The organism is Coprococcus sp. AF51-11b1 (assembly GCF_027682785.1).
Lineage (GTDB): Bacteria > Bacillota > Clostridia > Lachnospirales > Lachnospiraceae > Allocoprococcus > Allocoprococcus comes.
This window is the reverse complement of sequence record NZ_JAQCZB010000029.1, coordinates 1-3,593: the sequence shown is the minus strand read 5'-3', so window position 1 is coordinate 3,593 and position 3,593 is coordinate 1. Positions and strand designations below refer to the sequence as shown.

Below are 3,593 nucleotides of genomic sequence, written 5' to 3'. Positions count from 1 at the left end.
TGTGGAACAATTAATCTGGATTATCGAAGTTTATATCACCATTTTGAAAACGGCTGTTTTATGGCAGATTGTCAGGCAGTTGTGGAAATAAAAAATGATCTGATAAGAACGATGGGAGAATGTCGTGATGTGACAGACCAATATCAAACCGGACGAAGTGCATATTTGCGACTGGGACAATTATTTATGAGATTATTTGCTGGATTGCTATAAGAATCTGATGAAACGACCTTTCAAAAAACAGTTGATTTAGAAGTTAACTGTTTTTAAAAGGCCGTTTTTGCTATATCTAACAGTCTGTTGTACAAAGAAGATTTTGCATGGATGAAAAAAACAAACCTTGTTGAGGTTAAATTGAGATTGACTTTGTATTGTATAAGTATGAAATAAAAAGGAATCAGGTGATGTACAATGAAAAAGCATAAAATATGTAAAATCCTTCTTGTTATACTGGCAATTTTTTTATGTGTGGCTTTTTATGAATTGCTCGGAATCTGCGTTGCATATAAAAAGCAGCCGGAAGTGTCCAATACAACCAAAAAAGAAACAAAAAATGGGTCATGGAACGAATGCAGTGAAAATACAGAACGGGCAGTAATCATAGAAAAGAATCCAGAAGCGCTTTTACAAAGAGTGCGTTTGATCAAGAATGCAAAAAAGGAAATTGTTCTTTCTACTTTTGCATTTCAATCCGATGAAAGTGGAAAATTGATTTTAGGAGCACTGCATGATGCGGCAGACAGAGGTGTACATATTCGTCTGTTAGTAGATGGAATGGAGAGCTGGATTGATATGGAAGGAAATCCGTATTTCTATGGATTATCTTCCCATGAGAATGTTGAAATTAAACTGTATAATAAGGCCAATCCGTTGAAACCGTGGAAAATGATGGGTAGAATGCATGATAAATATTTGATTGCAGATGGAAAGAGATATATTCTTGGAGGAAGAAATACATACAATTATTTCCTGGGTGATTTTCCGGGACATAAGAACTATGACAGAGACGTGTTAGTGGTTTGCGATGAACCTGAGAAAGAAAATTCAGTTAACCAGTTGTCAGAGTATTTTGAAACCATATGGAATCAGGAAGACAGTGGTTATTTTCATAACAATAAAAAACTGGCAAATAGAAAATCTGTAAAGAACGCAGTTTTAGAGCTGCAGAACAGCTATCAGAAATATTTTGAAGAGAATAAGGAAAGAATCTGCGAGACCGATTATACGGACGAAACTTTTGAGACAGAAAAGATTACATTAGTGTCAAATCCTATTCACACAGGTTCCAAAGAACCAGTAGTGTGGTATCAGTTGGGAGAATTGATGAAAAATGCAAAAAATCGTGTGAAGATCCACACGCCATATATTATCTGTAATGATATGATGTATAATACATGGGAGGAGATTGCAGAGAACGTTTCAGATTTTTCTATCATGACAAATTCAGTTGCGAATAATGGGAATCCATTTGGGTCTGCCGATTATGCGAAAAACAGAAATAGAATCTTAAGTACAGGAATTAATATCTGGGAATATGAAGGCGGTTATTCATACCACGGAAAAAGTATTCTGATTGACGATGATCTGTCTGTAATCGGTTCCTTTAATATGGACATGAGAAGTGCATATCTGGATACGGAACTGATGCTTGTAATACGCAGTAAAGATATTAATAAACAGTTGGAAGAGGGCATGATGGAATATGAAAAAGTGTCCCGCCAGATATTAGAAGGTGGAACTTATAATGATCCATATCATGTAGAGCCAATCGAATTAACAAAGAAACGTCAGAGAAAAATATTTTTGGTACAGCATCTGCTTGGATGGGCAAGGTATCTGTTTTAATAAGGAGGAAGGAAAACGTGTTTCAAATATTGATTGTAGAAGATGATAAAGAATTAAGCCAGCTATTCCAAAAAGTGCTTGAGAAGAATGGATATCAAGTCAAAAGTGCATCGGATGGAGCACAGGCATTAGAAGTATTGGATAAGGAATATATTGATCTGATCATTTCTGATATTATGATGCCGGTTATGGATGGTTATGAACTGGTGTCGGAACTCCGTTCAGCAGGATATCAGATACCGGTACTTATGATCACTGCGAAAGGTTCCTTTGATGATATGCGCCAGGGATTTCTTTCGGGAAGTGACGATTATATGGTAAAACCGGTAAATGTGAATGAAATGGTTTTAAGAGTCGGAGCACTGCTTCGCCGTGCACAGATACTGAATGAACACAAAATTGTGATCGGTTCAACAGAGTTTGATTATGATGCAATGACGGTTACAACTGATAAGGAAAGTCTTGTTTTGCCTAAAAAAGAATTCCTGCTTTTATATAAGCTTGCAGCTTCGCCAGGCAGAACATTTACAAAACAACAGTTGATGGATGAAGTATGGGGATACGAGACGGAGGCAGATCCACATACAATAGAGGTACATATAGGAAGACTCAGAGAGCGTTTTAAAGATAACCCGGATTTTGAAATCGTAACAATGCGTGGAATTGGATACAAGGTGGTGAAAAAATAATGGAACAAAAGAAAAAAAAAGGATTGCGGATCCGATCCTGTCTGACTGGTGCAATCTGGCTGGCACTTGTATTTTCAACAGTCATATCTGCTTTATTATTTGCTTTTTTGAATCATTTTTTTAATCTGCCGGGCAGCATATCTGTGCTTGGCTGGCTTTTGATTTTCAATACATTGATTGCAGGGCTGATCACTTCCTTTATCAATGCAAAGTTACTGGAACCAATTACCAGACTTAGTAAAGCAATGAAGGAAGTTTCTCAGGGAGATTTTGAACAGCATTTGGAAACGAACAGCCGTATAGCAGAAGTTGGAGAATCTTATCAAAGTTTTAACGTTATGACAAAAGAACTTCGTGCAACAGAGGTGCTGCAGATGGATTTTGTATCTAATGTTTCTCATGAGTTTAAGACCCCGATTAATGCCATTGAAGGATATACAATGCTGCTTCAGGGAGAAGAACTGTCTCCGGATCAAGAGGAATATGTAGAAAAAATCTTATTTAACACCCAAAGACTTTCCGGATTGGTTGGTAATATTTTACTGTTATCCAAGTTAGAGAATCAGAATATACCAATGAAAAAAACAGAATATCGTCTGGATGAACAGATCCGCCAGGCATTTCTTTCATTGGAAACAAAATGGACAGAAAAAGAAATTGGTTTTCAGGTAGAATTGGAGGAAGTTAAATATACTGGGAATGAAGGACTTTTTATGCATATCTGGATAAATCTTTTGGATAATGCGATTAAGTTCAGCCCTTCAAAGGGGACAATTATGATGTTTCTGAAACAAGAACAGGATTCTGTTAAGTTCATTCTGGAAGATGAAGGACCAGGAATAGAGGATGATGTAAAATCCAGAATATTTGACAAGTTCTATCAGGTAGATGGATCTCATAAAGCAGAAGGAAATGGCCTAGGTCTTGCACTTGTAAAACGGATTGTAGATAGTGCCGGAGGAACAATCAAAGCAGAAAACCGTGAATATGGTGGATGCAGATTTGTTATAGAGCTGCCAAAGCAGAAAGATGAGATTATATAGTTTTAAGATAAATTAG

At 36.7% G+C, this 3,593-nt stretch carries 3 protein-coding genes and 1 pseudogene; all 4 read left to right on the top strand.

What is annotated here, in order from left to right; genetic code table 11:
• Positions 1–213, top strand: a pseudogene (locus PGY05_RS16360) (cardiolipin synthase); the annotation flags it as partial.
• Positions 214–411: 198 nt separating this feature from the next.
• Positions 412–1,845, top strand: a complete 1,434-nt coding sequence (locus PGY05_RS16355; protein ID WP_270476344.1) for a phospholipase D family protein — start codon at positions 412–414, stop codon at positions 1,843–1,845.
• Positions 1,824–2,534, top strand: coding sequence for a response regulator transcription factor (locus tag PGY05_RS16350; protein WP_195368588.1), 711 nt, complete (start codon positions 1,824–1,826; stop codon positions 2,532–2,534). Before PGY05_RS16355 ends, PGY05_RS16350 begins: the two co-directional genes overlap by 22 nt.
• The gene (locus PGY05_RS16345) at positions 2,534–3,577 is read left to right on the top strand and encodes a sensor histidine kinase (RefSeq protein WP_118198851.1); all 1,044 of its coding nucleotides are present in this window, start codon (positions 2,534–2,536) and stop codon (positions 3,575–3,577) included. Before PGY05_RS16350 ends, PGY05_RS16345 begins: the two co-directional genes overlap by 1 nt.
• Positions 3,578–3,593 lie beyond the last annotated feature (16 nt).

Coding starts and splice junctions, on each gene's coding strand:
- PGY05_RS16355 (WP_270476344.1), top strand. CDS start 412: ATGAAAAAGCATAAAATATGTAAAATCCTTCTTGTTATACTGGCAATT.
- PGY05_RS16350 (WP_195368588.1), top strand. CDS start 1,824: ATGGGCAAGGTATCTGTTTTAATAAGGAGGAAGGAAAACGTGTTTCAA.
- PGY05_RS16345 (WP_118198851.1), top strand. CDS start 2,534: ATGGAACAAAAGAAAAAAAAAGGATTGCGGATCCGATCCTGTCTGACT.